The 26,894-nt window shown below is 52.4% G+C and carries 20 protein-coding genes and 2 riboswitches; of the genes, 8 read left to right on the forward strand and 12 right to left on the reverse strand.

The genetic code is table 11. The features are described from left to right. Positions 1-2: 2 nt before the first annotated feature. From OO017_RS13825 to OO017_RS13840, 4 genes are all read right to left on the reverse strand, one after another. Positions 3-1,181 (reverse strand): 3-dehydroquinate synthase, encoded by a 1,179-nt coding sequence (locus tag OO017_RS13825; RefSeq protein ID WP_266053120.1) that lies wholly within the window; start codon positions 1,179-1,181, stop codon positions 3-5. A 59-nt stretch (positions 1,182-1,240) separates the two neighbouring features. Then, on the reverse strand, positions 1,241-2,149 hold the full coding sequence (gene eboC / locus OO017_RS13830) for a UbiA-like protein EboC (RefSeq protein WP_266053121.1): 909 nt from the start codon (positions 2,147-2,149) through the stop codon (positions 1,241-1,243). A gap of 3 nt (positions 2,150-2,152) precedes the next feature. Continuing rightward, positions 2,153-3,094, reverse strand: coding sequence for a TatD family hydrolase (locus tag OO017_RS13835; protein WP_266053122.1), 942 nt, complete (start codon positions 3,092-3,094; stop codon positions 2,153-2,155). Positions 3,095-3,196: 102 nt separating this feature from the next. After that, complete coding sequence (locus OO017_RS13840; protein ID WP_266053124.1) at positions 3,197-4,123, reverse strand: EboA domain-containing protein; 927 nt, start codon at positions 4,121-4,123, stop codon at positions 3,197-3,199. Between the two features lie 561 nt (positions 4,124-4,684). Between OO017_RS13840 and OO017_RS13845 the strand changes: the two genes are divergently transcribed. Next, a complete protein-coding gene (locus OO017_RS13845; protein ID WP_266053125.1) occupies positions 4,685-4,954 on the forward strand; it encodes a hypothetical protein in 270 nt (89 codons plus the stop codon). Positions 4,955-4,997: 43 nt separating this feature from the next. Here OO017_RS13845 and OO017_RS13850 read toward each other — a convergent pair whose 3' ends face one another. Both OO017_RS13850 and OO017_RS13855 read right to left on the reverse strand, forming a co-directional pair. Then, the gene (locus tag OO017_RS13850; RefSeq protein ID WP_266053127.1) at positions 4,998-5,660 is read right to left on the reverse strand and encodes a YczE/YyaS/YitT family protein; all 663 of its coding nucleotides are present in this window, start codon (positions 5,658-5,660) and stop codon (positions 4,998-5,000) included. A 141-nt stretch (positions 5,661-5,801) separates the two neighbouring features. Beyond that, entirely contained in the window at positions 5,802-8,318 is a 2,517-nt protein-coding gene (locus OO017_RS13855) for a TonB-dependent receptor (RefSeq protein ID WP_266053128.1), read from the reverse strand. A 480-nt stretch (positions 8,319-8,798) separates the two neighbouring features. Next, a riboswitch (SAM riboswitch) is annotated at positions 8,799-8,900 on the forward strand. A gap of 272 nt (positions 8,901-9,172) precedes the next feature. Here OO017_RS13855 and OO017_RS13860 point away from each other — a divergent pair. From OO017_RS13860 to OO017_RS13890, 6 genes are all read left to right on the forward strand, one after another. Beyond that, positions 9,173-9,313 carry a hypothetical protein gene (locus OO017_RS13860; RefSeq protein ID WP_266053130.1) on the forward strand — a complete coding sequence of 47 codons (141 nt, stop codon included), beginning with the start codon at positions 9,173-9,175 and terminating at the stop codon, positions 9,311-9,313. 116 nt (positions 9,314-9,429) lie between these two features. Then, entirely contained in the window at positions 9,430-11,523 is a 2,094-nt protein-coding gene (locus OO017_RS13865) for a ferredoxin-like domain-containing protein (RefSeq protein WP_266053357.1), read from the forward strand. Positions 11,524-11,622: 99 nt separating this feature from the next. Then, the gene (gene cobA, locus OO017_RS13870; protein ID WP_266053131.1) at positions 11,623-12,462 is read left to right on the forward strand and encodes a uroporphyrinogen-III C-methyltransferase; all 840 of its coding nucleotides are present in this window, start codon (positions 11,623-11,625) and stop codon (positions 12,460-12,462) included. Between the two features lie 15 nt (positions 12,463-12,477). Continuing rightward, positions 12,478-14,004 carry a TSUP family transporter gene (locus OO017_RS20055; protein ID WP_369426435.1) on the forward strand — a complete coding sequence of 509 codons (1,527 nt, stop codon included), beginning with the start codon at positions 12,478-12,480 and terminating at the stop codon, positions 14,002-14,004. Between the two features lie 204 nt (positions 14,005-14,208). Next, a complete protein-coding gene (locus OO017_RS13885; RefSeq protein WP_266053132.1) occupies positions 14,209-15,375 on the forward strand; it encodes a trans-sulfuration enzyme family protein in 1,167 nt (388 codons plus the stop codon). A gap of 344 nt (positions 15,376-15,719) precedes the next feature. Further along, positions 15,720-16,139 (forward strand): OsmC family protein, encoded by a 420-nt coding sequence (locus OO017_RS13890; protein ID WP_266053133.1) that lies wholly within the window; start codon positions 15,720-15,722, stop codon positions 16,137-16,139. 235 nt (positions 16,140-16,374) lie between these two features. Here OO017_RS13890 and OO017_RS13895 read toward each other — a convergent pair whose 3' ends face one another. The 4 genes from OO017_RS13895 to OO017_RS13910 all read right to left on the reverse strand — a co-directional run bounded on the left by OO017_RS13895 (position 16,375) and on the right by OO017_RS13910 (position 20,576). Then, positions 16,375-17,631 carry a sulfate adenylyltransferase subunit 1 gene (locus OO017_RS13895; RefSeq protein WP_266053134.1) on the reverse strand — a complete coding sequence of 419 codons (1,257 nt, stop codon included), beginning with the start codon at positions 17,629-17,631 and terminating at the stop codon, positions 16,375-16,377. Then, positions 17,631-18,539 carry a sulfate adenylyltransferase subunit CysD gene (cysD, locus tag OO017_RS13900; protein WP_266053135.1) on the reverse strand — a complete coding sequence of 303 codons (909 nt, stop codon included), beginning with the start codon at positions 18,537-18,539 and terminating at the stop codon, positions 17,631-17,633. Before cysD ends, OO017_RS13895 begins: the two co-directional genes overlap by 1 nt. A 78-nt stretch (positions 18,540-18,617) precedes the next feature. Continuing rightward, positions 18,618-19,337, reverse strand: a complete 720-nt coding sequence (locus OO017_RS13905; protein ID WP_266053136.1) for a phosphoadenylyl-sulfate reductase — start codon at positions 19,335-19,337, stop codon at positions 18,618-18,620. Positions 19,338-19,655: 318 nt separating this feature from the next. Further along, a riboswitch (SAM riboswitch) is annotated at positions 19,656-19,760 on the reverse strand. A 96-nt stretch (positions 19,761-19,856) separates the two neighbouring features. Next, positions 19,857-20,576 (reverse strand): hypothetical protein, encoded by a 720-nt coding sequence (locus OO017_RS13910; RefSeq protein ID WP_266053137.1) that lies wholly within the window; start codon positions 20,574-20,576, stop codon positions 19,857-19,859. Between the two features lie 405 nt (positions 20,577-20,981). Between OO017_RS13910 and OO017_RS13915 the strand changes: the two genes are divergently transcribed. Beyond that, a complete protein-coding gene (locus OO017_RS13915) occupies positions 20,982-24,404 on the forward strand; it encodes a ThuA domain-containing protein (protein WP_266053138.1) in 3,423 nt (1,140 codons plus the stop codon). A gap of 215 nt (positions 24,405-24,619) precedes the next feature. On the opposite strand, the gene OO017_RS13920 is transcribed toward OO017_RS13915, so the two are convergent. Then, entirely contained in the window at positions 24,620-25,171 is a 552-nt protein-coding gene (locus OO017_RS13920) for a hypothetical protein (RefSeq protein WP_266053139.1), read from the reverse strand. Between the two features lie 207 nt (positions 25,172-25,378). Beyond that, positions 25,379-26,821: a B12-binding domain-containing radical SAM protein gene (locus OO017_RS13925; RefSeq protein WP_266053141.1), complete on the reverse strand. Its 1,443-nt coding sequence runs from the start codon at positions 26,819-26,821 to the stop codon at positions 25,379-25,381. Positions 26,822-26,894: the final 73 nt, after the last annotated feature.

Genomic DNA, 26,894 nt, shown 5'->3' on the forward strand with positions numbered 1-26,894 from the left:
GTTTATACTTGTGAGAGCGGTTGTGGTTGGTGTTTTTTCTGCAGATAGCTCACCGCCTGCCGCACCAGTTCCTCGTCCATCTCGTGCACCTCCTGGCCTACGCCTAGTTTGCTCAGCAGCATGATGGTGAGTTGCCCGCCCAGGTGCTCCCGGAACTCCCGCAGGCCCTGCACTACCGATAGTTGCCCATCAGCCTCCTGCTGTGCCAGCTCCGGCACAAACAGGCGGAAGCCCAGTTCCTGCAGCAGGGAGAGCACATCATCGCGCTCCGTGGCAGGGATCATTCCTTTCAGGTGCGAGTAAATCACATCCAAGGCAATGCCGATGGCTACCGCCTCTCCGTGGCGCAGGCTATACTTGGTTAGTTGCTCCAGCTTGTGTGCGGCCCAATGCCCGAAGTCCAAAGGCCGGGAAGAGCCCATCTCAAACGGGTCGAGGCCGCCGATGTGCTCCACGTGCAGCTCGGCGCAGCGGTGGATAAGTTTTTGCATGGCAGCCATGTCGCGGCTAACCAGCTTTCGGGCATCGTGTTTTATACTTTGGTAAAAATGGATGTCTTTGATGAGGGCCACTTTTATAGCCTCCGAGATGCCGGAGCGCCAGTCGCGGTCTTCCAGGGAGAGCAGAAAATCGCTGTCGTTTAGCACGGCAAACGGCGGGGCAAACGTGCCCAAAAAGTTCTTTTTGCCAAACGCATTCACGCTGTTCTTCACACCCACTCCCGAATCGTTCTGGGAAAGTACGGTAGTGGGGATGCGGATATGGCGGATCCCCCGATGGGCAACGGCAGCGGCAAAACCGGCCAGGTCAAGTATGGCACCGCCCCCAATGGCTATCAGGTAGGAGTGGCGGCAAACACCAAACGCATTGACAGCGGAAAGTATGGTTTGCAGGTGCTCCGGGTTATTTTTGGATTCCTCGCCTCCGGGCAGTATGAGCGGTTCCTCTGCCAGTTGGAGGGTATCGGCATGGGCTGCGGCAAAAGTATGGATCTGCTCCAGCAACTGCGGGTGAGCCTTGGCCACGCCACTGTCTATCACAAACAGGGCCTTGCGTGGCGAAGTGGCCTTATCCTGGGCCAGCACCTCCGGTAGCAGGTTGTTCTCCGGGCTAAAAAGCCCTTCTGTAAAGTATACCCCATACCTGAACGGTACTGCAAAATTCTGTTCTATCGTCTTCATAACCGGGGGCAAATATTATTCAATAAGTGTAAGTGTTATGCCGTATTTCTATATACGCATCAGGTAACCGCAAAGCTTTTAGCAATGTAGATGGAAACCGGCAACAGCAGCAGTACAACCAGGCCGTACTGCCAACCGGCAAAGCCAGCGGCTATACTTGCGTTCATCACGATCAGGGCCAGGATGCCGGCCTTCACAGCTTTGATAATAAGCCTGGGCTCTTTGGCCGGCATGGCTTTAATGAGCGGCGGAAAGATAAGGAAAGCAAACAGCACCAGGAACGGCAGGCTGTACAGCAGGTTAAACTGCGGCAGCAGCGCCAGGCTCATGATGCCGGCAAACACCAGCACATACATCAGCACGGCGCCTTTTAAAGCGGCGGTGTTTCCCCCGTGCACTTCCCCACGGCTTACCATGGTAATGGCAGAGATGTACACGATAGGTATAAGGGCGATAAACCAGAGTTCCTCCACAGCGGCGGGTATGGCGCTAACGCCCAGCAGCAGGTTGCCGCCACGGCAGGCCCCCATGTTTACCGGCCCCAGTAAAGTATGGTGCTTGCCTTTCCAGTCGTAAAGAAGGGCGAGCAGGGCCACAGCCAGCGCAATAACGGCGCTGACAACCGAAACCTGCCAGGCCGCTAAAATACCCCCCAGCAGCAGTACAGCGCCAAGTATGGCAGCGCCGGTTATACTTGCCTTTCCGCTCGGGATGGGCCGCTCCGGGCGCTCTACGCGGTCCAGGTCGGCATCGAACACATCGTTGAAAACCACGCCGCCCCCGTAAAGGCCGATAGTAGCCAGTACGAGCCAGCCCAGCAAGTATAAATTGCCAGACTCAAACCCATTCTCCCAGAGTTGCAGCGACAGCAGAGCGCCTGAGGCAGCGTAACCCAGCATGATATCGGCCACAGCGGTCACGATATTGGCCGGGCGCATCAGGCGCAGGTAAGCTTTAAGTGTACTCATGCCTTAGCGAACAATATTAGACTCCAGGTCGCCGGAGGCTGCCACATCGCCAACCACTGGTGTCTGGCCGCCTCTAAGCACAGAGTTATCTGAAAATTTCTCGCGTTGATCTACGGTAGTTCCCTGCAGCCAGTCCGACTCATGCATCTGGCCGCTTTTGCCGAAGGAGTCAAGAGCGTTCTGGTAGCAGGTTTTGCGCACATTCTCAAGGCTGATGCCGCGCTCCAGCATCAGGGAAGCGGTTTTAGGAACCGACAGCGGATCACTTACGCCCCAATCGGCAGAGCTGTTCACGATGATGCGCTCTGAGCCATATTGTTTCACGATCTCCACCATGCGCTCGTTGCCCATTTTGGAGTTCGGGTAGATGGTGAAGGCGGCCCAGAAGCCTCTGTCCAGCACATCTTTCACGGTTTCCTCGTTGTTATGGTCAATCACCACCATATCCGGGGCAATTCCGTGCTCCAGGCACACTTCCATACTTTTGATCGTGCCGGCTTTCTTATCGCGGTGCGGGGTGTGTACCTGCACCGGCATGTTCACCTCCTTGGCCAATTCCAGTTGAGCCCTGAAGTACTTGTCCTCAATTGGCGTCTGGTCGTCGTAGCCGATCTCACCAACGCCTACCACACCCTCTTTGCACACAAACAGCGGCAGCAGCTCCATCACCTGCTCCGCCAGCGGCTCGTTGTTGGCCTCTTTAGAGTTCAGGCCGATGGTGCAGTAGTGCTTAATGCCGAACTGGCTTGCCCGGAAGCGCTCCCAACCTACCAGGCTGCTGAAGTAATCTTTAAAAGACCCGGCCTCGGTGCGTGGCTGGCCCAGCCAGAAAGCGGGTTCGATTATGGCCACAATGCCTGCCTGGCGCATACGCTCATAATCGTCGGTGGTGCGGGAGGTCATGTGGATATGCGGATCTATGAGCATCAGGTTATGCGTGTTCATATAGTAATGGGTTTGGGTTGGAATGTGATTTATACTATGCGTGGAGTTAACCATGCACCTATAACGAGCTACAAGTAAAGTTAGCGCGAAAAAGTATGGCTTCTAAGCCAGTTGCAGGTTTTTTTCGCCGATGTGGTTCCAGGTTATCTCCCCGTTCTCTACCCGTGCCTTCAGCTGCGGGTGCGCATTAAGTAGTTCTTTGGCTGTGGAGCTGTTGCTTTGGGCACAGGCCAGAGCGGCTGCTTCCTGCTCCAACTCATTAGGCTGCGAGAAAAGTTTCTGAATATCGGCAAGCAGCACCTCATCTATAAAAGGCCCGACAGGGCGCCAAAGTTCCGGTGACACGGGCCGACCGGCCGCCCAGCGCTCGTGGGCATAGTCAGAAAGTATGCGTGCCAGCTTGGCGTTGCTGCGTTTCTCTATGCCATAGATGCGGAAGATGGGCTTGCCCACAAACAGCGTTTTAAGAACCATGTTGTTCCAGGCATCCTCTTCCATGTAATCGGCAGGGTAGGGGTTGTTGAGCGCTACGGCCTCAAACACATCGCCCATGTTGGTGCGGAACCCCTCGGCGGCGCGCATCCTGAAAAGTTCAGGGTGCGGCAGCAGTGGCAGGGCCGCATACAGTGCCACCTGTTCCCCCATATCGGCGGTGTTAAACAGCGTTTCTATCTGTTTCTGGAAAGCCTGGGCATCCTGGTGGGGCAGCGAAAGTAGAAGCAGGGTACGTGCGGCCTGGGCGGCGCTCCAATGGCCCGGGTTAAAGCCCGGCCTTATGGTATCAGCCTTTTCCTGCTCCTGCTGCGATAGCTGCAGCTGCTCTTTGCCGATAAAGCGCGGTGCGGCACTAAAGGCAAGGTATAAATCTTTGGGTTGTGCTTTCTCAGAGCCTATCAGCTCCATTTTCTGCGTGAGCCACTCCAGACCCTGTTTGGTGGTGCTGCGCTCCAGCAGTTCTTTCAGGAAGGTGGTTGTTGCGTGGATGTCTGCCTGGTACACGTGTGTATAAGGGTTAAGGTAGTAAGACAATCCGGCCTTCTGCTTTGGTATAATAGCTAAAAGCGGCGCCTTCCCCGGAAAACCGAAAAAATAGTTGCCAGCCTGAAACAAATTAATGCAGAAACCGCTATATAGTTTTGTTCTACTGCTACCTGAACTTTTACGAGCCTACAAGAAGAATGTTCATGCCTCTGCGGCTCTTACAGCAAAAGTTACAGCAGTACATACTGCAATATATATTATTATTTCTGAAAGGCTGTATGTTATACCTTCGATCTGGTATAAACACGCCGAAAATTTCTTCTAAAGTTGCCAATAGCTGTATGACTGCCCAGTACGTAGCCTGAACCGGTGCAATTCTGCGTTGGTCTGCTGCTGCCGTTGTAACAAAGCTGCTGCTCCAGAACAAGATCAGAAAATGGGTTCTTCCGGAGCCACCAGGTATAGCAGAAAATTAATTGCATCTATCTAGGCTGCATTCACATTATTTTTAGAGTCATTTACCCTTTTCAGGTAAATTATTGTGATATTCTTTTCTATACTTGAACTATAATCACTGCCGGGATGTATATCCTGTAGAAGCTTAATACTATGAAAGAATTAGAAAGAATCGAGAAAGGATTAAAGAAAAGCAACACATTGCTGTACAAAACTGATGACAAAGGCTTAGCATGCTCTTTTGTGAACGGGGGCTTGGTAGTAGATTCTTTTGTGATCGAAGACCATGTGATTGCCGATGCGCTTACCAAAAAGGGCATGAATGGTGTGGTGGAGGGAAGTAATTTCAATATGCTCCGCAATAACTATGACTGGTTTTCGCTGCACGTGAAAACGAAAAAGCTTTACGAAACCCTCAAGTAACAAAAAAGCAGCCCACCGGCTGCTTTTTCGCTTTTATAGCGGTTTATACGTTCACCTTCTCCGGCTTCTCCTCGCTCAGCGCCTCCCGCAGTTTCACAAATACATTAAGCGACACCTGGAAAACAGGGCTCAGGATAAACGTGTACAGAAACGTTACCACATGTACCGGCCCACCCAGCAGGAATCCGATCACCAAAACCATACTTTCCACGGCAATCCGGGCTTTGCTTACCGATAGTTTTGTGCGGTCGGAGATAGTCAGCATAAAGCCGTCGCGCGGGCCGGCGCCAATGCCACCCGCCACATAGAGGCCGCCTGCCATGCCGATGATCAGGATCGCTAACAATAGCCACACGTAATCGAACCAGGTATGGCTGGCCTCTGGAAGTATATCCAGCCACAGGAAGAAGTCCATGAAGGGGCCGATGAGCAGGGCGTTGAGGAAGGTGCCGATGTTGATGTACTTCCTGCTGATGAAGAGCGAGATAAGTATGAGCACCATACCCACGATAACGCTCCAGGTGCCGATGCTGAGCCCAAACTTATCCGAGAAGGCCACGTTCAGGACGTCCCAGGGGTGCAGGCCCAGGTGGCGTACCTTTACCGAAATCGCGATGCCGAGGCCAAACAGTATCAAGCCCAGGAAAAAGAAAGTATAGCGAATCACCCAGTTGCGCAGGGTATCAGAATTAGTAGACAAAGCCATACTGCAAGCTTAAGCAAATCTGCCCATTCGGCCATTGCCTTTTGCTAAAAAACACGTGTTGCCGCTAAAAAGAAATCCCCGCCAAGCTGGTAGGGATTTCCGGTAGATAGAGTAGTAGGTAGTAGTGTATACTTTTGAGACTTACATGCCGCCGGCACCGCCGTTGCTGTCGCCTTGCTTGGTATCGTCGTTGCGGATGCTGCGCTTGCGGCGAGGCTTCTGCTTCTCCATTTTACCGAAGCGGTAATCGAAGGTAACACGGGCGCCGCGGTTGTAGTTGTTGATACGGATGTTCTGCTGATACTCCAGGTCGCCCTCCTTGTTGTAAACCGCCACATCGTTCTTCATTTTCATGCTCTTACGGAACGGGTTGTCCAAGCCGACGCTCAGGCCGCCCTTGCCACCGAACAGCTCTTTCTTAAATGCCAGGTTGTGGTAAGAGAAAGAGGCGAAGGAGCCCAGTAGGTTAATGCGTTGCGAGTTAAAGCCGCCGTTAAACTGCGCACTGAAACCTTTCCCAAAGTCGTAAGATGAGTTAAGGTTGATGTTGTACATCCAGCCGCTGTTGGAAACGGTGTCGCTTTTCAGGTCTACGAAGTATACATTGGTTGAGCCGCCCACTGTCCATTTGTTCACGGGCTTCACCGAACCGTAAAGACTCATGCCGTAGGTTTTATTTTTGGCCACGTTGTCGAAGGTCAGAATGGTAACGCCCTCGCTGATCTGGCTGTTGTCGGTAACCGTTTCAATGGCATTGTCAGTCTGGCGCATGTACAGGTTGGCGCTGATGGACGAGGTTTTGAAGTACGTGCTATAGCCCAGCTCCAGCAGGTTGGTAAGCTCCGCGTCGATCTTAGGGTTGCCGCGTACCACCGTGCCTGGCGCCTGCTCCTGGTCAAAAGGGTTCAGGTAAAAAAGCGACGGCCGCTGGATGCGCTGCGTGAAGTTAGCCTTCAGGGTATGCTTCTCCTTCAGGGTATAAGAGAAAGCCACGCTCGGAATCAGGTTGTTGTAGCTGTCTGAGAAGGAGGTGCGCGAAGGAGTTCCTTCCACATCTTCCTTGTAATAGGTAGCGTCGATCTCCGTCTGCTCGAAGCGCGCGCCCAGTTTCACGTTCACTTTCTTCAGGGCGAAGCCGTAGGTGGCATAAGAAGCGTACACATCCTGGCCATAGTCAAAGTTGAGTACCTCCTCCTCCTGAAAGTCCTCGAAAATATCACGTGATAAACCGTCGCTTTTCACATCGCGCAGGATCGATTTGGCACCGAGTTCCAGGTTTGTCTTATTTTCAAACGGATGCACATAGTCTACCTGCACGGTAAACTCGTTGTTTACGCCATCGTTGTTGTTTCGCTGTAACTGGAAAGGGGCCTCGCCCAGGGTATAGCGGTCCTGGTTATTGCGGGTGTCGGCGTCCGTCATGGTGTACTGCGAGAGGATGGCCAGCTCCTGCCCGGGCTTCTCGAAAGTATGCACGAAGTCCAGGTTCAGGTCAGTGCCAACGCGCTGGTTACGGTTCTCGATGTCGGTGTTAAAGCTGCCCTGCGGATCCTCGGTACCATTTACAAGGTAAAGCTGACGCTGGTTATTCTCCATACGAAACTCACCTCCGTTGCGTCGTACGCTGCCTGAGATGCTGTTCTTCGGTGAAAGTTCGTAGTCGAAGCCCAATAGCCCGTTATAGAACCCGCCTCTGATCTCGGTGTTGCCGCTTTGGTCGCGCACAGCCTGGTTTGGCTGATAGAACCGGGTGATGTTAGACATGTCGCCGTGGTTGTAGAACTGGAAGGTGCTGGCACTGGCATTGATGCCCAATTTGCCCCTGCGCACGTTCAGGCTGCCATTGCCATTACTGGCGCGTGTACCGCCGGTAAGTGCCACAGAGCCGCTCACGCCCTCCAGACCACTGTCTTTTTTGGTAATGATGTTGATGATGCCGGCCGTTCCCTCAGCGTCATACTTGGCAGAAGGGCTCGTGATCACCTCCACAGACTTGATCATGTCTGCAGGGATCTGCTTCAGGGCATCCGACACGCTGCCCGCCATGATAGAGGAGGGCTTGTTGTTGATTAGCACGCGCACGTTACTGCTGCCGCGCAGTTGTACGTTTCCGTCCGTATCTACACTAAGTGAGGGCACTTTCTGCAGCACGTCGGCCGCGTTTCCGCCTGCATTGGTAATGTCTTTCTCGGCGTTGTATACCGTGCGGTCTATCTTCTCCTCCACCAGCGGCTTCTCGCCTGTAATCACAACCTCGCTGAGCTTTTTGGCATCTGTGGCCAGGGAAATTGTACCCACATTCACCTCAGCATTGTCGGAGGCAACGGTTACATTCTCCACCGCCTGCTGCACGTATCCCAGAAAAGAAATGTTGAGTTTATACTTGCCAGCCGCCACTTTTTGGATGGTAAAGCGGCCTTTGTCATCGGCCATAGACCCATCGATTGGTTTGCCGGTGTTCAGGTTAATAAGCGCCACTGTCGCAAACTCAATAGGCTGTTTCGTTTCAGAGTCCACTACCACGCCACTGATCTTAGCGTTCCCCCTCGGAGCCGGCATGCTTGCCTGCTGCTGTTGCGGACTTGCCTGCTGTGGCGCCTGCGCCAGTACTGCCTGGGTGCTCAGACCCAGTAGAATCAATAGTAAATGCTTCTTCATAGTTTATGCGATATGGTAGACGGTAATTTTTATACTAGGTGAATCCTTCATAAGTGCTTTAGCGAGTTCTTTACACTACAAAGTAATACTGAAGTTTTGTACTGCTAAAACAGAATATACCAATGCACCCCATTTCTATATGAATAGGCAATGCTGGACGATTAGCCGTTGGTAGGTGTATTCCGGGGCTTGGTCGGGAACAGCGTACAACATGGGGGAAGCAGTGCAAGAAAAAAGAAGCTAAAAGCCATTTTAAAGCAGATAACAGTAGAAAATTTTAGAAGAAGGGGATGGAAAAGTATAATCTGTAGGCGGGTCCATACTTCGTTTCAGGCTTCAGAATTAAGCTGGTTTTCAGGTATGTGTATACCGTAGCGCCAGAACAGGTTTTAGGGGCGGATCAAAAAAATAAAGGAAGGTTAGTATCTTTTCTCCTGTTCTTTAGTAAGTTTGCAGCGAATAGTATTGCCACGCGCAAGAAGTTTATAGACGAAGAGGCGAGAGAACAGGCTCCCTGACCCTCTGGCAACCATCCTCATGGAAAGGTGCCACATCCTGCCCAACGAAGGGAAAATATAAATTACAAAACCATGAACACAACAAATCTCATCCCAGCATCTGCAAACGCTAACGTAAGCTTTGCCCCACACAGTGCCGCCACTACTGCTGTGATGTGTTGTTGTTGCTGTTGTTCCTGCTAAGGGAGCCCCCCATCCCGTTTCTGGCCTAAACTAATGTCGCTGCTCCCGGAGTAGCCCATCCGGCCGTTTTATCCCGGTTTCAATTCTTGCGTTCGAGGCATCAGTAAGGTAAAGTATACCTGTGCTGGTGGCAGAGCGCTTAGCAACAACAGTATGCGTACAGCAGCAAAATCTCCTTCTTTATACTTCTCCGGTAACCTGGCTACAACAACTGCCAATGCCTATACTTCTTTTATGCCGATAGGTGCCTGCTGTTGCTGTTTGCACCAGTTCACGGGCATGCGCGCCTGTTAGGTTTAGCCTATACTTTGAGCCTTTCCTCAGCGCTGCCGCTTTTGGCCGTGCCGGGCGCCCTTATACTTTATTTTACCCGAAGCCGCTTCTTGCCGGCTACTCATACTTCAAACAACATGCAAAGCTTCAGAACAGAAATAGAAAACCCCATAGTAGAAAAAGATATCATTGAACTGGAGCGGAAGATCCGGGAATACCGCGAAGGAAAGCTCCAGGAGGATAAGTTCAAGAGCTTGCGCCTGGCCCGCGGCGTGTACGGGCAGCGCCAGCAGGGAGTGCAGATGGTGCGCATCAAGCTTCCGTTCGGTAAACTGACCACGCAACAACTGCTGCGCATCGCCGCCATCTCCGACGAGTACTCCACCGGCAACCTGCACCTGACCACGCGCCAGGACATCCAGGTCCATTATGTGAGACTGGACAGAACCCCGGAGCTTTGGGCCAAGCTGGAGCAAGACGACATTACCCTGCGCGAGGCCTGCGGAAACACGGTGCGTAACGTTACGGCATCGCCGGAGGCAGGCATCAACCCGAATGAACCCTTCGACGTGTCGCCCTATGCAGATGCGGTGTTTAGATACTTTCTCCGCAACCCGATCTGCCAGGAAATGGGGCGCAAGTTTAAGATGTCCTTCTCCTCCAGCGATGCGGATACGGCCCTGTCGTACATGCACGACCTGGGCTTTATCCCGAAGTTACAAGACGGTAAGCGTGGCTTTAAAGTGATGATCGGTGGAGGGCTGGGCGCACAGCCTGCCCTGGCGCACACGGCTTTCGAGTTTCTGGAAGAGGACAAAGTAATCCCCTTCATCGAGGGCGTGCTTCGGATTTTTGACCGCCACGGCGAGCGCAACAACCGCAACAAAGCCCGGTTCAAATACCTCATCGCCAAACTGGGCCTGGAGAAGGTTCTGAGCTTGGTGAACGAGGAGTACAAGGCGCTTAAATCACAGGCTTTCGGGATAGACAAAAGTATAAACTTTGATCCTGCCGCGCCTGCGCCGGGGGAGATTCCGGATTACGTGATAGAGGATACGGATAAGTATGATAAATGGCTCCGGACGAATGTATTCAGGCAGAAGCAGGAAGGATTTTACGGAATCTACTTGAAAGTGCAGCTTGGCGACATCAGCAGCGACACCGCCCGGGAACTGGTGCCGCTGGTGCAGGGGTTTGCCGCCAACGATATACGTGTGACGCAGGGGCAGAACCTGCTGCTGAAGTACGTGCGCCAGGAGGCACTCCCATACTTGTTTTCTCAACTGGATGCGATTGGCCTTGCCGAGCCGGGCTTTAATAGCCTGGCCGACATCACTGCCTGTCCCGGCACCGACACCTGTAACCTGGGCATCTCCAACAGCACCAACATTACCAAAGTGCTGGAGCAGGTGATCGTGGAGGAGTACCCGGAAATGCTGTTCAACACCGATTTTAAGATCAAGATCAGCGGCTGTATGAACTCCTGCGGGCAGCATGGCATGGCGAGCCTGGGCTTTCATGGGTCCTCTCTGAAAAGCGGCAAGAACGTGCTTCCGGCCCTGCAGGTGCTTTTAGGAGGCGGCACGGTAAGCAACGGGCAGGGGCGCATCGCGCAGAAACTTCTGAAGGTGCCGAGCAAGCGCGGGCCGGAGGTGCTGCGCTTTGTGCTGAACGATTACCTGGCGAACAGGCAGGAAAACGAGCACTTCAATGCCTACTACGACCGCAACGGCAAGGACTATTTCTACCAGCTGCTGAAGCCGCTCACTGACCTGACCACCCTGACACCGGATGACTTCATTGACTGGGGCCATCAAGATGGCTTCCAACCGGAAATCGGGGTGGGCGAGTGTGCCGGCGTGATGATAGACCTGGTGGCCACCCTGCTCTACGAGGCCGACGAGAAGCTGGAGTGGGCCGGCGAAGCACTGGAGGAGCAACGCTACGCGGACTCTGCCTACTACAGCTATGCCGCCTTCGTGAGCACGGCCAAAGCCCTGCTGCTCGATAAAAACGTGAGCACCAACACGCAGCACAACATCCTGCAGGAGTTCGATGCGCACTTCGTGGCACCGGGCATCTTCAGGTTTGAGCCTGACTTTACGAGCAGGGTGCTGCAAATAAACCAGAACGAGCCAAGCCAGACTTTTGCTACTGACTACCTGAGCCAGGCGCTGGTGTTCCTACAGGAGGCAAACCGCTACAGGAAAGAGAAAGTCGTGAATGCGTGATGGAGTGAATGAGTGAATTTTCAGGAAATAACTACAGCCAGAATATTCACCATACACGCGCACTCATTCAGTCATTCACTCATTCAAAATTTTGCAAAAATGGCATCAAGAAGAAAAGAAATACGAACAACCGCTGCAGCACAGCAGCCATCTATAACAAAGTATAAACTGCCAAAACTGACGCTTGTGGGCGCCGGCCCCGGCGATGAGGACCTGATCAGCCTGAAAGGGGTGAAGGCACTGCAGCAGGCCGACGTGGTGCTGTATGACGCGCTGGTAAACTCGGAGCTGCTGAAGTATGCGCCGGCCGGTGTGCCGAAGATCTATGTAGGCAAACGCGCCGGGGCGCATTCCCTGAAGCAGGGCGAGATTAACAACCTGATCGTGGATTTTGCCTTCTCGCACGGGCACGTGGTGCGCCTCAAAGGCGGCGACTCCTTTGTGTTTGGCCGGGGCTACGAGGAGCTGGAGCATGCCGACAAGTTCAACATCGAGACGGCGGTGGTGCCAGGCATCTCCAGTTCCATTGCGGTGCCCGAGCTGCAGCAGATTCCGCTTACCATCCGGGGCGTGAACGAGAGTTTCTGGGTGATTACGGGTACCACCAGCTCCGGGGAGATTTCCTCTGACGTGGTGCTGGGCGCGCAATCCAATGCCACCGTGATCATTTTAATGGGGGTGAGCAAACTGGCCCAGATAGCAGCCATCTTCAGCGCCGCAGGCAAGGCCGACACACCCGTAGCGGTGATCCAGAACGGCTCGCTGCCCGACGAGCGGATTGCCTTGGGCAATGTGCACAACATCGTGGAGCGCGTGGAGGCGCAGCAAGTTGGTGCCCCGGCCATCATCGTGATAGGAGAGGTGGTGAATTTTCATCCGGCTTTGCGCTACACGCTTGGTCTGCAGAAGCAGCAGGAGCTGGTGGCACTGAGCGCATAATTAAGTATTAGCCACATGGATAACATTCGGGAAGAGTATACTTCGGAGGCCATCCCTCAGGGCCGCTCCGCCTCAGCTAACCCGCTATTCCCGGTTTTTCTGAAACTGGAGCAACTGCGGACGCTGGTGGTGGGTGGCGGCTTTGTAGGGCTGGAAAAGCTATCGGCCATACTTGCCAACAGCCCCAGGGCAAAGGTTAGGCTGGTTGCCCCGCAGATAGAAACGGAGATCTGGGCTTTGGTAGCAAACTACCCGCACGTAGAGCTGGTGGTGCGCGAGTTTCAGGAGGAGGATCTGGCGGATAGGGATTTGGTGCTGGTCGCCACAGACGATAAGGTGCTGAACAAGGCTATCCGAGATCTGGCAAAATCCAGGAAGATCCTTGCCAACGTGGCCGATACGCCCGAGCAGTGTGATTTTTACCTGGGATCGGTGGTGCAGAAAGGCAGCCTGAAAATGGGTATCTCCACCAACGGGCAGTCGCCTACGGTGGCCAAGCGCGTGAAGGAGGTGCTGAACGAAGCATTCCCGGAAGAGATAGACCAGGTGCTGGGCAAAATGGGCAGGATAAGGGCGCAGCTCAACGGCGACTTTGCCGAAAAGGTAAAGCGGCTGAATGAACTGACGGAAGGCTTGGTGGCACCCGTACAGCAGAAGAAACCAAAGTATAAAATGACGTCGGTGTTGGTGATGGTGTTTGCCGCCATCGCGCTAATGGTAACCGGCCATCTGCTGTTCACCTACATCCCGTTCCGGACCATTGGTAACACCGCCCTGAACCTTGCTGGGCAGGTAGACTCCGATATCCTGATTTTTATACTTGCCGGTTTTGTGGCGCAGCTGATTGACGGTGCCCTGGGGATGGCCTACGGGGTGAGCGCGACCACTTTCCTGCTGAGTTTTGGCGTTAGCCCTGTGGCGGCCAGCGCCAGCGTGCACGCTTCGGAGATCTTTACCTCTGGCGTGTCGGGTTGGATGCACCTGAAGTTCGGTAACGTGAACAGCAAGCTGTTTAAGAACATTGTGCTGCCCGGCGTTCTGGGGGCCATACTTGGGGCCTACCTGCTGTTCAGTTTTGAGGAGTATCTGTACATCATCAAGCCTATTGTAGCGGCTTATACGTTGGTGCTGGGTATACTTATTTTGCGGAAAGTGCTGCGCAAGAAAGTAAAGAAAAAACCGGTGAAGCGGCTGGGCTTTCTGGCTACGGCAGGCGGTTTCCTGGATGCCATTGGCGGCGGGGGCTGGGGCCCGATCGTGTCATCCACGCTGATTGCCAAAGGCCGTAATCCGATGTATACCATTGGCTCGGTGAACCTGGCAGAGTTTTTTGTGTCGATTGCCAGTTCATCCACTTTTGTTGCTTTTGCAGGTATCTCGCACTGGCAGATTATAGTAGGACTCATACTTGGCGGCTCTATCTCAGCCCCCATCGGGGCCATAATGGCGCGTCGCTTGCCGGTTAAAACCATGATGATCATTGTGGGCATCGTGGTGATCATCGTGAGCCTTAGGCTGATCGTGATGACACTGCCTTTTTAATGATGAATGAAGAATTAGGAATTATAAATATGAAATAGCGCTCGCTCGGACAGGTCGCGACCTGTCCGAGCGAACAGCCAAAAAGTATCAGAATACCGGCTAAGTAATGCTAGCTTGCTCTTTATAAATCTTGTCCATCATTAAATCCTGTAAATCCTGATTCAGACAATACATTATCTAACCTAACTAGAAAACCAATAATTCATGAGTGACAACACCACCGGGGCTATACGCCTCCAGACGCCACGATCACACTACCGGGAGCACTCGGTGCCTTTATACTTAACCTCCAGCTTTGTTTTTGAGGATGCCGAGCAGGCGCGCGCCGTGTTTGCCGAGGAGGAGCAGGGCCAGGTATACTCCCGCTATGCCAACCCGAACGTAGACGAGTTGCTGGAAAAGATGTGCCACCTCGAGAAGGCTGAGGATGGCTTTGCCTTCGCCTCCGGGATGGGCGCTATTTTCGGCAGCCTGGGGGCGCTGCTGCAGTCCGGCGACCATGTGCTGGCCTGCCGTTCGCTGTTCGGCTCCACCCATCAGTTGCTCACCAATATTTTCCCGAAATGGGGGGTAACCTATACTTACGCCGATGCTAGCAAGCCGGAGGAATGGGAGAGCCTGATCAAGCCGGAGACCAAACTTATACTTATCGAAACGCCCTCTAACCCGGGCCTGGAGCTGATCGACCTGGCCTGGCTGGGTGAGCTGAAACGTAAACATAATTTACTGTTACTGGTGGATAACTGCTTTGCCACGCCTGTACTGCAGAACCCAACCGATTTCGGCGCTGAACTGGTGCTGCACTCCGCCACGAAGTTTATCGATGGGCAGGGGCGCGTGCTGGGAGGAATTGCCGTGGGCAGCAAGGAGCTGATCGCGCAGGTACGGTACTTTGCGCGTCATACCGGCCCGGCCATGTCGCCGTTTAATGCCTGGGTGCTGTCAAAGAGCCTCGAGACGCTGAGCCTGCGGGTGGAGAAGCACTGTGAAAATGCCCTGAAGCTGGCGGAGGCACTGGAAGGAAACCCGGCGCTGGAGAAGGTGAATTACCCGTTCCTGCCGTCGTTCCCGCAATATGAGCTGGCTAAAAAGCAGATGCGTCAGGGCGGTGGCATCGTGACGCTGGAGGTGAAGGGCGGCTATGACGCAGCCAAGCGTTTCATCGATAACCTGCAGATGGCCAGCATCAGCGCCAACCTCGGCGATACCCGCACCATCGTCACGCACCCGGCCTCTACCACGCACTCCAAATTGACGGAGGAAGAGCGTGCCGCCACGGGCATCACGCCGGGGCTGGTACGGGTTTCGGTGGGCCTGGAAAGTATAAACGACATCATCGAAGACATAAAACAGGCGCTGGAGCGAGTGTAGGTATTCGGTTCTGCAGGTGTAAGCCTGCATTAGGGCCGAATATTTTGATCTGTTCAAGTCACCTTTTTCGGGGCATGCCCACTTTCATTTTGTCATTCTGAAAGGATCTTGTTGGCTGGTAGTATAAGCTTAACCTCCCTTCGACCAAGGTTCCTCACAGAATGACAGAGGTTATTTAAAGTTTTTAACAGGAACTTAACAGCCCTGCCCGAACCGTAGGCCTTGGAAGGGGGGATGACGTGTTCTGAACAATTAGCCTCGGCTGTCGCTTTAACATAAACAGTAAGTATAAACTTGCTTCGCACCGCCTTCAGGTGTAGTTTGCAAGTATAAGATAATGATTCATGGAAGTTAACCTTATACGCGTAGACCAGGACTACCACTTTGTGGCGGCAGGAGCCTCAGGCGTAGAAATTAATATTGACGGTTCACCAGCCATAGGAGGCCATAACGCCGGGGCGCGCCCTATGGAGTTGTTGCTGATGGGCCTGGGCGGCTGCAGCGCCATTGATGTGATTCAGATTCTGAAAAAGAAACGGCAGCAGATCGACTCCTTCAACATCAATATCAAAGCAGAGCGGGTAGAGGGGGAGATTCCTTCCTTATTTAAGCAGATACACGTGCACTTTATACTTGGCGGACCGCTGGAGGAGCTAAAGGTGCAGCAGGCCATCAAGTTATCGATGGATAAGTACTGCTCGGTGGCAGCTATACTTTATAAAACGGCCAGCATTTCCTACAGCTACGAAGTGGTGCTGATGTAGTTGGTGCCTGCCGCAAGCTTTCAGCTTGTGGCGCTGCATGGGGCAAGCTTGCAGCTTGCGTTAGAGGGCAACATAAAAAGTCATACTTGTGCTAGCTGAAAGCTTGCCGTATCTGTGCTCCATGTTGAAAGCCTGAAGCAGGTGTGAAATAGCAAAGGCCGCTGCAGTTTATACTTGCAGCGGCCTTTGCTATAATGACCTCACAGTGTCTTCCAGGCCTGTGAGCGTCTGGGTTCTAGTACTCGATTTCGGCTACCATGCCCGCGCCTACCGTGGCGAACGAGGTTTCATCCACAAGTATAAAGCCGCCGTTGGAACGGTTGTCGGCATACTTGTCCAGCAGCAATGGGGAGGCCGTTTTGATCTGCACGCGGCAGATGTCGTTCAGCTGTACCTGGTCCACATCCTCCAGGTGGTCGAGGGTGTTGATGTCGATCTTATACTCGATGTGGCGCACCACGCAGCGGGTCTCGGTAGAGTTGTGTCGAAGCAGCAGCTTGGCTCCCGGCTTCAGGGCCTTGTTGTGCATCCAGCATATCTCGGCCTCAAACTCCTGCGCTGCCTCCAGCCCGTCAGCAGCCTTCACAATCACGTCGCCTCTGCTAATGTCCACTTCATCTTCCAACTGCAGCACCACCGACATCGGCGCAAACGCCTCCTCCAGCTCCTTGCCGCCTAACTCCACGAATTTCACCGTAGTCATCTGCCCGGATGGCTGTACGGTTACTTTATCGCCTGCTTTGTAGGTGCCGCTGATCACTTTGCCGGCATAGCCACGGTAATCCTGGTGCTCTGCTGTGAGCGGGCGAATTACGTACTGCACCGGAAAACGGGAATCGTCCAGGTTAAAGTCCTGCGAAACCGGCACCTGCTCAAGGTGCTCCAGCAGGCTAGGCCCCTGGTACCACGGCATCGTCAGCTCAGAGCCCTCCACAATGTTGTCGCCTTTCAGCGCACTGACAGGGATGAAGGTCACGTCTTTGGCCTGCAGCTTTCTGGCGAACTGCTTGTAGTCCTCCACAATCTGGTTGTACACCTGCTCATCGTAGCCCACCAGGTCCATTTTGTTGATACAGATAACCAGGTGCGGGATGCCCAGCAGCGAGGAGATGATGGAGTGTCGGCGCGTCTGCTCCTGCACACCTTTGCGGGCATCCACCAGTATGATGGACAGGTTGGAGTTGGACGCACCCGTTACCATGTTGCGCGTGTACTGGATGTGGCCCGGCGCATCGGCGATGATGAACTTGCGCTTCTCAGTAGAGAAGTACTTGTAGGCCACATCGATGGTGATGCCCTGCTCGCGCTCCGCCTTTAGACCGTCCGTTAGCAGCGACAGGTCTACCTGGCCGTCCTCGTTCACGCGGCCGGAGCTCTCGATGGCTTCCAGCTGGTCTGCAAAGATCTGCTTGGTGTCGTAGAGCAGCCTGCCGATGAGGGTGCTCTTGCCGTCGTCGACGTTGCCGGCGGTGATAAATCGTAGTATGTCCATTAAAAATATCCTCCTTTCTTGCGGTCTTCCATCGCCGTTTCCGACAGTTTATCATCGATGCGGGTGGCGCCACGTTCACTTATTTTAGACTCCAGAATCTCGGCGATTACACCGTCAATGTCATGGGCTATACTTTCCACGGCAGCCGTACAGGTCATGTCGCCCACGGTGCGGAAGCGTACCTGCCTGGTCACTACCTCATCGTCTGGCTCCTGGTAGATAAAGTCCGACCAGGCCATCAGTTTGCCGTCGCGCACCAGGCATTCGCGTTCGTGGGTGTAGTAGATGTTGGGTAAGGCGATTTCCTCACGCTTGATGTAGTTCCACACATCCAGCTCTGTCCAGTTGGAGATCGGGAACACACGCACGTTCTCGCCTTTGCTGATGCGGCCGTTAAAGGTGTTCCAGAGCTCCGGGCGCTGGCGTTTCGGGTCCCACTGGCCAAACTCATCGCGCACCGAGAAAATGCGCTCCTTGGCACGCGCCTTTTCCTCGTCGCGGCGGGCCCCGCCGATGCAGGCGTCAAAGCCAAACTCCTCGATCGTTTCGAGCAGGGTATGGGTTTGTAGCGCGTTGCGGCTGGCGTAGCGGCCCTTCGGCTCCGACAGGTTTTTGCGCAGGATGGTGTCCTCCACGTGGCGCACGATCAGCTTCTCGCCCAAGCGCTCAGCCAGCTCATCGCGGTAGCGGATGGCCTCCGGAAAGTTGTGGCCCGTGTCTATGTGCACGAGCGGAAACGGGAACTTGCCCGGACGAAAGGCTTTCTCTGCCAGCCGCACCAGCGTGATTGAGTCCTTGCCTCCTGAAAAAAGCAGGGCCGGCTTCTCGAACTGCCCCGCCACCTCGCGCATGATGTGGATGGCTTCCGCCTCCAGTTGGTCAAGGTAATCCAGATATCTCTTTGTCATATAATTTTGAATGAGTGGATGAGTGATTGTGCGAATGAGGGAACCACTTTGTAACTCTCTAAATTTTAACTTTCTAACTTATCTTGCGTGTAGCCCACACTCTTTCTTGGAGTTATCCTCCCACCACCAACGCCCGGCGCGGAAGTCCTCACCCTCGGCTATGGCCCGGGTACAAGGGGCGCATCCTATACTTACGAATCCTTTGTCGTGCAGTGGGTTGTAGGGGATGTGCAGCGCTTTTACATCGGCTCTTACCTGTTCCAAAGTATAGTCCAGCAGCGGGTTATACTTGATGAGCTGGTGCGCCTCGTCCCACTCCAGCAGCTGCAGGTCCTGGCGCGCCCCCGATTGGTCGGCGCGGATACCGGTCACCCAGATCTGCACACCGTGCAGGGCGCGGTTCAGGGGCTCCACCTTGCGGATGAAGCAGCAAGCTTTGCGGTCGTCGATGGAGTTGTAAAAGCTCATTGGGCCCTTCTCGTTCATCAGCTGCTCCACGGCCTCGTGCCTCGGGAAGTATACCTCTATCTTCCTGCCGTAGTGGTTGTTGGTCTTGTGCAGCAACGTATAGCTCTCGTTAAATAGGCGGCCGGTGTCCAGCGTGAACACGCGGATGGGCAGGTCCTGCTCAAAGATGTGGTGCGTGATGAGCTGGTCTTCCACACCTAGGCTAGAGGAGAAAGCAATGTTTCCCTCAAATTCCTGAGTCAGGCGGCGAAGCCCCGCTGCAGCCGGTAAACTAGCCAGAGAGGCACGCAAGGAGTCCAACCTGGTTAGTAATTCCTGTGATAAATCCATATAACTAAAAATAGTGATGCAAGGTAAAGCCAGCGTACCATAAGCGGATTCTGGCAAAATAGAACCGTTGCTCCACCTTTTGCAGGTAGAGCGGTAAAGAAAGCCCTTTTAATGCTGCTGACCGGCAGCAATGCCTGAGTTAAAGTTCAGGACAGTGCAAAATGTAGAAGTGCTGGATTAGCACATACAACAGCAGCAACAACAGTACCCGTGTGTGGTGTGGGCGCTGTCGAGAATAAGGGTAGCCTGAGCAGTGGCGAATCCACGGCCGGCTATACTTGGTGCTGGTATGTGTTGGTAGGTTTGCATGTTGTTGTCTATTTATATCTCCCGAACTAACCGGGCTAGGATGTGGCACCTTTCTAAACCAGATGGTTGCCAGAGGGTCAGGGAGCCTATTCTCTCGCCTCTTCTCTATAAATTTTTACGGACGTTTCCGTCTTTTACTATCGGTGCAAAATTACAGCTTTTTCTGAGTTGTGTAAATTTTGAGTAAAATTTATTCTTAAGGAGGGCGTTTCAGGCAGCCAGCCGGGTGACATACTTTACCAGCGAGCGCTTGGCAATGGGCAGCAGCGACTGCTCCAGCGGCACCGGGTAGCTGGACACGGCGGCAAAAGTGGCAGGGTTTGGCAACTCCTTCCGTTCCTTTATCAGCTGTGCCTTCAGGTGCTCATGCGTAAGGGTAAGGCCGCGGCGTACCGTCTGCAGGTGTTGGGTGCTGATTCCCCGGTACTTCTCGTAGGTATTCTCAAAAACGGTGATGTGGTAAACGTACACGCGCGTCTCCTTGCCCGGGTAGCTCTCCAGAAACAGGTAGCCCTCGTTATGGTAAATCGGCGTGATGCCCACCGGGCTGATCTCGAGGTGGCGCTCCACAAAGTCATACAGTTCCTTACCCTCCTCCAGCGCCTGGCTGAAGAGTGGCGTGGCATACTGTATAATCTCTTCGATCTGCTCCATTGTTTCATCGTCCTGCACGATTTTCTTATACACCAGTTCCAGTTTCTCAAAGTCGGCCCGGCTGATGCGCTGCGGAAAAGACTCGTACACCAGTTGCTTGTGCTCTTTCACCTGCATCAAGTTACGGTAGTGCATGATCAAATCAGAGAAGATAGGGTAAAGGCGCTGCTTCCCAAACTCAGTTTTGGCAGCTTGCAGGTACGCCAGCAGGAGGTATTTTTTATACTCAAAATCCAGAAGCCCCTCGGTAAGCCAGTTGACGGGTAGGGTGTTCATAAGCCTTCAACGCTAATGATTTATACTTTTGGTATTAAACGAAACAGGGGAAGGGGAGGGTTGGAGAAGAAAGTATGAAATTAGCCTTAAACCGGGCTTGGGGCTGTTCTGCTCCTCTGGCCTTGCAACTCTTTCAGCATAAGCTATACAAGAAAGCCGGGCATAGAAACCAGTTGCTACTTGTGCTGTAACTTGCTCAACTGTTGATTAGATATAAAATCTTGTATATAAGTGTCTAAATAAAATGTAGTTTAAGTATTTTATTTTATATTAGTGATTGCTGTTGGCACATTAGACAGAGAATAAGCACCGCTATCCCCCTGTTTTTTCACTGCCTTACAACACAGCATTAAGGTACAGTTTCACCATGATGGATACACTAACAATCACCTTTACTAAGACTAAATGACATCGAAAGCTCCCTTCAAAAAGGCCTTTTTCCTGTTAACAGCGGGCCTTTTTACGTTCTTTTCCTGTAGCGACAAACGCTCCGGCGACCCGAAAGTACTCGTGTTCAGCAAGACCAGCGGCTTTCACCACAATTCTATCGAAGCCGGTAACGCTGCCCTCCAAAAGCTTGGGCAGGAGAATGGCTTTGAGGTGGATACCACGACCAATGCCGGCATGTTTCACGAGGATTCTCTGAAGCAGTACTCGGCCGTAATTTTCCTGAACACTACCGGCGATGTGCTCAACAACTATCAGGAAGCCGATTTTGAGCGTTACATACAGGCCGGTGGTGGCTATGTAGGCATACACGCTGCCTCAGATACAGAGTATGACTGGGGTTGGTATGGCAGGCTGGTTGGCGGTTACTTTGAAAGTCATCCGGAGCCGCAGGAGGCTACCTTAAACGTGGTAGATAAAACGCATGGTGCTACAGAGCACCTGCCGGATGAGTGGAAGAGGAAGGACGAGTGGTATAACTTTAAAAACCTGAACAAGGATAACAAAGTGCTGCTCACTATTGATGAGAAAAGCTACAAGGGCGGCACCAATGGTGCGTCTCACCCGATGTCGTGGTACAAGGAGTATGATGGTGGCCGTGCTTTTTACACCGCTTTGGGGCATACCGACGAGTCTTACCAGGACCCGCAGTACCTGAAGCATGTGCTGGGTGGTATAAAATATGCGATAGGAGAGAACAAGGAACTGGATTACGAGAAAGCAACAGTTCAGCGTGTGCCGGAAGCCGACCGTTTTGTAAAAGTACAACTGAACAGCGGAGCCTTCTTTGAACCGACAGAAATGGCCATTCTCCCGAACCTGGACATCCTGGTAGCCCAGCGAAGGGGCGAACTGATGCTGTATAACCACGAAACTGGCGATGTGAAGGAGGTAGGCGCCCTGGATGTGTACCATAAAACAACAGTGCCCGATGTAAACGCAGAGGAAGGCCTGATGGGCCTGGCTACTGATCCGGACTTTAGCAAGAACAACTTTATTTACTTGTTCTACAGCCCGGCAGATACCTCTGTAAACCGCCTCTCAAGGTTTGTGTTCAGGAACGGCAAACTGGATAAAGCTTCCGAGAAAATTGTGCTGCAGTTTTACTCCCAGCGTAATATCTGCTGCCACACCGGCGGCTCCATTGCCTTTGGCCCTGATAACATTTTATACCTATCCACCGGTGATAACTCCACACCGTTCAACGAGAAAGGGCAGCCTTATGTAAACAACGGTTATGCACCACTCGATGATCGCCCGGGGCATGAGCAGTATGACGCCCGCAGAACTTCTGCTAACACAAACGACCTGAGAGGTAAAATCCTCCGCATCAAAATAAAAGAAAACGGTACCTACGAGATACCGGAGGGGAACCTATTCCCTGGCGAGAACTCAAAGGCACGTCCTGAAATTTACACGATGGGCCACCGTAACCCTTATCGCATCTCCGTAGATCAGAAAAAGGGAGTCCTGTACTGGGGTGAGGTAGGACCGGATGCTGCAGGCGATAGCCTTGAGGTGCGTGGCCCCAGAGGGTATGACGAGGTGAACCAGGCGCGTAAAGCAGGTAACTATGGCTGGCCGATGTTTATTGGTAAAAACTACGCCTATAACCGTTACGACTACGGAAAAGGCTTCACCGGCCCTGCTTTTGACCCGAAAAAGCCTGTAAACGACTCGCGCAACAACACAGGCTTGCAGGAGCTGCCGCCGGTGCAGCAGGCCCTGATCTGGTATCCTTACGCCGAGTCGCCAGATTTTCCGCAGGTAGGCACTGGGGGGCGTAATGCTATGGCTGGCCCAGTCTATTATTCTGAGATGTTCCCGGAGGAAACCCGCTACGCCTCTTACTACGATGGCAAACTCTTTATCTATGACTGGATGCGTAATTGGATAAAGGTTGTAACGATGACGGAGGATGGCAGTTTTGATAAGATGGAGCCTTTTATGCCTGACATCAAGCTGACAGGAGCCATCGATATGGAAGTGGGGCCTGATGGCAGGCTGTATGTACTGGAGTATGGCTCCGGCTGGTTTGCCAAAAACGATGACTCGGGCTTGGCCCGGATCGATTACCTGGCAGGCAACCGTCCGCCAAAGGTTACAGACCTAACCGTAGACAAAATGAGCGGTAAAACACCACTTACGGTTACGGCCACAGTAGAGGCGAAAGACCCCGAAAACGATAAAATGCGCTATGTATGGAATGTGGGCGGCAAAACAAAGGAGACCACGGAACCTACTCTGCAGCATACATTCACCAGCACAGGCGATCAGAATATCAGTGTTACTGTGTATGATGATAAAGATGCCTCAACCAAGAGCAAGGTGCTAACACTGTATGCAGGCAATGAGCAGCCGCAGGTAAATATAGCATTGCAAGGCAACCGCAGCTTCTACTTTGAGGGGCAACCCGTAAAGTATAACGTGAAGGTAACCGACCAGGATGGTACGGTGGATATGGCCAACCTCTTTGTTTCTGCGGATTATGTGGAAGGCACAGACCTGGCAGGCGCTTCCAGAGGCCACCAGATTGTGTCGGAGGTGATGCTGGGCAAAAACCTGATGCTGAGCTCCGACTGTAAGGCCTGCCACGCGATCAACGAGAAATCGATCGGGCCAACGTATATGCAAGTGGCAGAGCGTTACCAGAAAGACCGTGAAGCGACGAGCCACCTAACCAACAAGATAATTAAAGGTGGTAGCGGCGTATGGGGTGCCGCCTCTATGCCTGCACACCCGAATATGCCGGAGTCTGATGCCAGGCAGATTGTAAAATGGATCCTGTCTTTGGGCAACAGCGCGAACACCAGGAAGTCTTTGCCTGCCAGTGGGGAGGTTATGCCAAAGCTGGATGAAAAGCAGAAAGACAACACTGTTTTGAAACTTACTGCCACATACACCGACCAGGGCGCCACAGGTATAAAACCGCTTGCCGGCACCGGGGTTGCTTACCTCCGAAACAATGCGATGGATGCGGCCGATTTTACTTCGCTGAAGGGCTTTAACAGTGTTGAGTTCGGCGGTGCTACTTACCTGATCTTCCCTGGCACCAGTGGTTGGGTGAAAGCTGAGCAGTTGGACTTGGCTAACCTTGGTAGCCTGGAACTGATGGGCATCGGAAACGGTGAGGCCGCCGATTATCAGGTAGAGGTGCGGCTTGATGCGCCAGATGGCACTAAGGTTGGAGAGGGAAAACTGACCCTTAGTGGCGAAAGAAAACCGGGCACCGGCACTGTCACCCTCCAGAAGCTGCCGGACAGCAAACTGCACGACGTGTACCTCGTGTTTCAAAAAACCAGCAGCACAACCGGTCAAAACCACGTCCTGAAAACGGTGCGGTTTATACCTGCAGTTGGTAAATCGTTAAGCAGGCAATAGTATACTTTATTTTCCCATAAACCAGAAGAGGCTTTTCGTGAGAGAAGCCTCTTCTGGTTTAAACGCGTAATGTGGACTGACGGAAAGTGTAGGTTTGCGTCTCTGTAGAATGAACGCTTTACTAAATATAAATACAGACTTTGCCCTATGACATAAAGTTATTACAACTAAGTAGAGCCACTACTGGATAGTGATTTGATCTAAGAGGTTTAAAGTTATTTGGGCCAGTTTCTGGGCATTTTCGCCTTCTGTGCCTGAACGATGGCTACCTTCCCGTGAAGTTGCTGCAGCACATAATTCACATCCTCCTCATACTCCACATAGAGGTCTTCGTGTAGTTTATCCAGCTTTTGCAGCACAAACAGCATCCTTTTTACCAGATAGTCCTGCAGCGTGTCGGCTCGGAAGAGGTGTGCCACTATAAATACCAAGTGCTCCTCCAGGAAGCGGCGCAGCAACAGCAGTGTGAGCTGCACTTCGCCTTCTTTATCTTTGGTGTACTTCACGTGGCGCGTAATCATGCCATTAACAGCGCGCATGTCCATCATAAGGTAGCCCGGGGAGTATGGCTCAAACTGCACCTGCCGCTCAATGGCCTCTGCCACCTGCTCGCGCCGCTGCTGCAGCGTATCGCCCTGCTCCACCAGCTCAAATTGCAGCCGCTCGCACAGGTCTGGGTCTTTACGCAGCAGCCGGAAAAGCAGCTTGTCCTTTTCCTTGTGTGACAGGCTGCCAATGGCTTTCTTGAGATCGTCAGAGAGGGGCATGTAGTGGTTCGTTTGGCATTTAAATTTATTACTTAGAAGATAATTTAAAGTTTAGTATATTGTATCTGCTCTTCTGTTCTTTGACCTGTTGTTGTGATTTGATTTCAGAGATTTAAAGTATAAAATCCTCTTCTGAATTCTCTGCCTTTGTCTGGGGCTAATAATGGGAGAAGCTCATTTTTTTTTTAAATTTGCATACATTGCTCTCTAGTCCTGTAAGATAGGCAACTGTTGCACAAACGTATTTGACTGAATTTCTTCTACATCCGCTGCTGGCACACCTTTGCCTTCCGTTTTAACTTTCGACAAAATGGACTCCAGCACAGGAAGCATACTATTCAAACTGTTCGTCTTAATCAGGAAGTTCCAAACCGGCTCAAACTTCTTCCAGCCTCCAGTATAGAAGAAGTGCTTTAGCTTATGTTTGTGAGATTGATGGTTGAGACTAGACTTAAAGATATTGGACCAACTGTAAAACTCTTTGTAGGCCCAGTCATATCCATTCTTTAGCTCTTCGGCAGTCAGGTTAGTAGTTTGGTAAACTACGTTTCTGGTGTCGTACAGGTCCCAGTTCCTTGTCAGGATGCGCCCCTGTTGCTCCATGTCTTTGAAAAGCTGCGTGCCTGGATAAGGAGTCAAAACATGATAGGTAGAAGTGGTGAGGGCGTTCTGCACTCCCCAGTCAACGGTTCTTTTAAAAACATCTTTATCGTCTTCATCAAGTCCGAAAACAAAACTGCCGTTGATCATGATGCCTAACGAATGGAGCCTGTTAACAGCTTTTACGTAGTCTTTTTGCAGGTTTTGCTTTTTGTTGCTTTGTTTCAGGTTAGCCGGCGAGAAGGTCTCGAAGCCAACAAACAGGCTTCTTAGTCCTGCCTCTGCCGCTTTTTCGATCAGGTTCCCCCTCAGCACAGAGTCTACGGTGGCCGCAGCCTGAAATACCCTGTTCATCCCTTTCATCCCTCCAAAAAGCTCAGAAGCAAACTTTGCGTTGCCTAGCAGGTGGTCATCAAGGAAGTAGAGGTGTCGGCCTGGCAGTCTGTCAATTTCGGCTAAGGCATCATCCACAATTTGGGTGTAGAAGCCCCTTCCACCTTCAAAAAATGCATCTTTATAACAGAAGTTACAATGGTGAGGGCAACCCCTTGTAACAACTATGGAGTTTGGCACCAAATATTTACTTCTTTTGATGAGGTCCCTTCTGATTGGCGGGATCTTGTCAAGTGTTCTGATGCTGGAGCTGTATACTTTCTTCGGTGTTTTGTTCTTAAAGTCCTTCAGGAACTGCTGAAAAGTTTCTTCGCCGGGACCAAGAAAAATGGTATCTGCGTGTGGGGCAGCCTCATGCGGAAGAGACGTAACATGCAGGCCGCCCAACAGAACGTAAGCACCTCGCTTTCTGTAATGATCAGCAATCGCATAGGACCTGTACGCATTTGTGATGTATACCTGAATAACCACCAGATCGGGATGGTCATTCAGGTTTAATTCTTCTACGTGCTGGTCCTGTAAATCAATCTCATCATCAGGCGATAAGTAAGCGGCTAAAGTAGCCAGCCCAAGAGGAGGGAATAAGGAATATTTGATCGGCCTCCAAAATGGGCTCTCAGCTTCTGCGAGTGCGGGTAAAATGAGCTTTACTTTCATCTGTTACTCGAGTTCGGTTTAGGAAAAACTGAAGGTATTAAGCGGTAGGTTTCCCGGCAGCTTTGTTAAGCTG

The sequence above is a fragment of the Pontibacter anaerobius genome (assembly GCF_026241195.1).
Taxonomy (GTDB): domain Bacteria; phylum Bacteroidota; class Bacteroidia; order Cytophagales; family Hymenobacteraceae; genus Pontibacter; species Pontibacter anaerobius.

Bases quoted from the DNA above. Each gene is read 5' to 3' on its own strand.
- cysD (WP_266053135.1), bottom strand. From the start codon at position 18,539: ATGACAAAGAGATATCTGGATTACCTTGACCAACTGGAGGCGGAAGCC.
- eboC (WP_266053121.1), bottom strand. From the start codon at position 2,149: ATGAGTACACTTAAAGCTTACCTGCGCCTGATGCGCCCGGCCAATATC.
- OO017_RS13860 (WP_266053130.1), top strand. From the start codon at position 9,173: ATGCGTACAGCAGCAAAATCTCCTTCTTTATACTTCTCCGGTAACCTG.
- OO017_RS13905 (WP_266053136.1), bottom strand. From the start codon at position 19,337: ATGGATTTATCACAGGAATTACTAACCAGGTTGGACTCCTTGCGTGCC.
- OO017_RS13850 (WP_266053127.1), bottom strand. From the start codon at position 5,660: ATGGCTTTGTCTACTAATTCTGATACCCTGCGCAACTGGGTGATTCGC.
- cobA (WP_266053131.1), top strand. From the start codon at position 11,623: ATGGCATCAAGAAGAAAAGAAATACGAACAACCGCTGCAGCACAGCAG.
- OO017_RS13825 (WP_266053120.1), bottom strand. From the start codon at position 1,181: ATGAAGACGATAGAACAGAATTTTGCAGTACCGTTCAGGTATGGGGTA.
- OO017_RS13915 (WP_266053138.1), top strand. From the start codon at position 20,982: ATGACATCGAAAGCTCCCTTCAAAAAGGCCTTTTTCCTGTTAACAGCG.
- OO017_RS13845 (WP_266053125.1), top strand. From the start codon at position 4,685: ATGAAAGAATTAGAAAGAATCGAGAAAGGATTAAAGAAAAGCAACACA.
- OO017_RS20055 (WP_369426435.1), top strand. From the start codon at position 12,478: ATGGATAACATTCGGGAAGAGTATACTTCGGAGGCCATCCCTCAGGGC.
- OO017_RS13835 (WP_266053122.1), bottom strand. From the start codon at position 3,094: ATGAACACGCATAACCTGATGCTCATAGATCCGCATATCCACATGACC.
- OO017_RS13925 (WP_266053141.1), bottom strand. From the start codon at position 26,821: ATGAAAGTAAAGCTCATTTTACCCGCACTCGCAGAAGCTGAGAGCCCA.
- OO017_RS13885 (WP_266053132.1), top strand. From the start codon at position 14,209: ATGAGTGACAACACCACCGGGGCTATACGCCTCCAGACGCCACGATCA.
- OO017_RS13855 (WP_266053128.1), bottom strand. From the start codon at position 8,318: ATGAAGAAGCATTTACTATTGATTCTACTGGGTCTGAGCACCCAGGCA.
- OO017_RS13890 (WP_266053133.1), top strand. From the start codon at position 15,720: ATGGAAGTTAACCTTATACGCGTAGACCAGGACTACCACTTTGTGGCG.
- OO017_RS13895 (WP_266053134.1), bottom strand. From the start codon at position 17,631: ATGGACATACTACGATTTATCACCGCCGGCAACGTCGACGACGGCAAG.
- OO017_RS13910 (WP_266053137.1), bottom strand. From the start codon at position 20,576: ATGAACACCCTACCCGTCAACTGGCTTACCGAGGGGCTTCTGGATTTT.
- OO017_RS13920 (WP_266053139.1), bottom strand. From the start codon at position 25,171: ATGCCCCTCTCTGACGATCTCAAGAAAGCCATTGGCAGCCTGTCACAC.
- OO017_RS13865 (WP_266053357.1), top strand. From the start codon at position 9,430: ATGCAAAGCTTCAGAACAGAAATAGAAAACCCCATAGTAGAAAAAGAT.